This is a genomic window from Dietzia sp. DQ11-44 (assembly GCF_014145205.1).
Classification (GTDB): domain Bacteria; phylum Actinomycetota; class Actinomycetes; order Mycobacteriales; family Mycobacteriaceae; genus Dietzia; species Dietzia natronolimnaea.
Genome location: NZ_JAALEC010000529.1, coordinates 1 through 1827, shown reverse-complemented (window position 1 = coordinate 1827; position 1827 = coordinate 1). Strand labels below are relative to the sequence as shown.

Genomic DNA, 1827 nt, shown 5'->3' with positions numbered 1-1827 from the left:
TCTGGCCCTCGTGTCGGCGGTGGGCGCGATCACCGCCATGATCGTCGCGTACACCACCGTTCCCGTGCACGCCGTCGGAGCCGGAGCCGTCCTCACAGGCCTGCTGCTGCTCACCGCCGCACCCGGCGTGTCGATCTCGGCGGCCCGGATCCCGATCCCCCCGGTTCCGGCGCCGGGCGAGGACGTCGAGGCCGGGGATCTGGGCGAGGTCGATCACGACCTGCGCGCGCGGCATGCCGATGACCGACGGTCGCATGGACCTCTACCCACACCGGCGGTCCTGAGGCACCGCTTTCTCACCTCACGTTCGTGGCTCACCGGCCTGTTGGCCGCAGGGGGCGCGATCTGCACGGCCGGGGCACTCGTGGCGCTGACCGGTGGTCCCGCGTCCACCCGGTGGTCCGCTCCCCTGGCACTGGTCGTGATCCTGACGTTGGTCCTCCGGGGCCTCGGGTACGCCGACCGGGTGCACACGACGGTGCTGCTGGCATCGGCCCTGACGCTGGCGTCCGGCCTGCTGCTCGGGGCGGCCGTCACCCATCCGTCGCCGGTCGGGATGGTGATCCCCGCGGCCGCCGCCCTGGCCGCAGCGGTCGTCGTCGCGGCGACGGCACTCCCCCATGTCGAACTCTCCCCTGCCGTGCTGCGCGCCGTGGGGACGATCGAGGTGATCGGTATATGCGTGCTCGTACCGCTCGCCGTGGGCGCGATGGACGTCTACTCGACCGTCCGTCAGCGATGAGGTCGGGCCTGCTGGTACCCCTCGCGGCCACCGTGGCGATCCTGACCGCGCACTCTGTCGATGGTCAGGTGGCGGCCGCGCTCGAGCGGCCCTCCATCGACGGTCCCGTCCCGGAGGTCGGCCCTATCGATCCCGGTTCAGCCGAATCGGGAGTGCGGCGTGACGGCCCCTGTCGCACCACGGCTGCAGTTCTCGACCCGTCCGCCCCGCCCGCCTCTGCGACGGTTGACGATCTCAGTGCGGCGTGGATCCACGGGCGGGGGGAGGGGCAGGTGGTGGCCGTGATCGACACCGGTGTCAACCCCGGTCCCCGTCTGCCACGTGTTCGTGGGGCCGGCGACGTCGTCCCCGGCCGGGACGGCACGGAGGACTGCGATGCGCACGGCACTCTGGTGGCCGGGGTGCTGGCCGCGAGCGAGGACGACTCGGGCCATTCCGGTGTGGCGCCGGGCGTCGAGATCGTCACGATCCGGCAGTCGAGCAGTGTCCTGAGGTCGACCGCACGCTCATCCGACGTCACCTCGGTCGGATCCGGGGTCGGCACACTCTCCTCCCTGGCGAGGGCGATCCGCGCGGCGGTGGACGCGGGTGCCGGCGTGATCAACATCTCGGAGGTGGCCTGCGTTCCCGCCGGTACCGCGCTGGCCGACGACACGCTCGGTGGAGCGGTCCGCTATGCCGCGGTCGACCACGACGTCGTGCTGGTGGCGGCTGCGGGCAACGTCGGTCAGACCTGTGGGGACCAGAACCCCGACCACCCCGATCCCGCCGCTCCCGGGGACGACGGATGGGACGACGTCGTCACCGTGGCGGTGCCCGCCTGGTACGACGATCACGTGCTGGCCGTGGGCGGCGTCGGTCCGGACGGATCCGCAGCGGACTTCTCGCTCAGGGGACCGTGGGTCGACGTGGCCGCCCCCGCGGTGGGCCTGCGATCGGTCGGTGCCGACGGCGCAGGGGTGTCGGACCTGGTGGTGGACGGGGACGGCGCGCGGACCGCCATCAGCGGGACGAGCTTCGCCGCACCGTACGTCGCCGGCACCGCCGCGCTCGTCCGACAGGCGTACCCGGGGCTCACCGCCCGA

The 1827-nt window shown here is 72.9% G+C and carries 2 protein-coding genes; both read left to right on the top strand.

From position 1 onward, the window contains the following. Positions 1-742 (top strand): type VII secretion integral membrane protein EccD (gene eccD / locus G6018_RS12960; protein ID WP_182639821.1); only part of this gene is annotated, 742 nt, incomplete at its 5' end. Continuing rightward, the coding region (locus G6018_RS12955; protein WP_347237861.1) for a S8 family serine peptidase at positions 679-1827 on the top strand (1149 nt) is incomplete at its 3' end. The genes eccD and G6018_RS12955, both read left to right, overlap by 64 nt.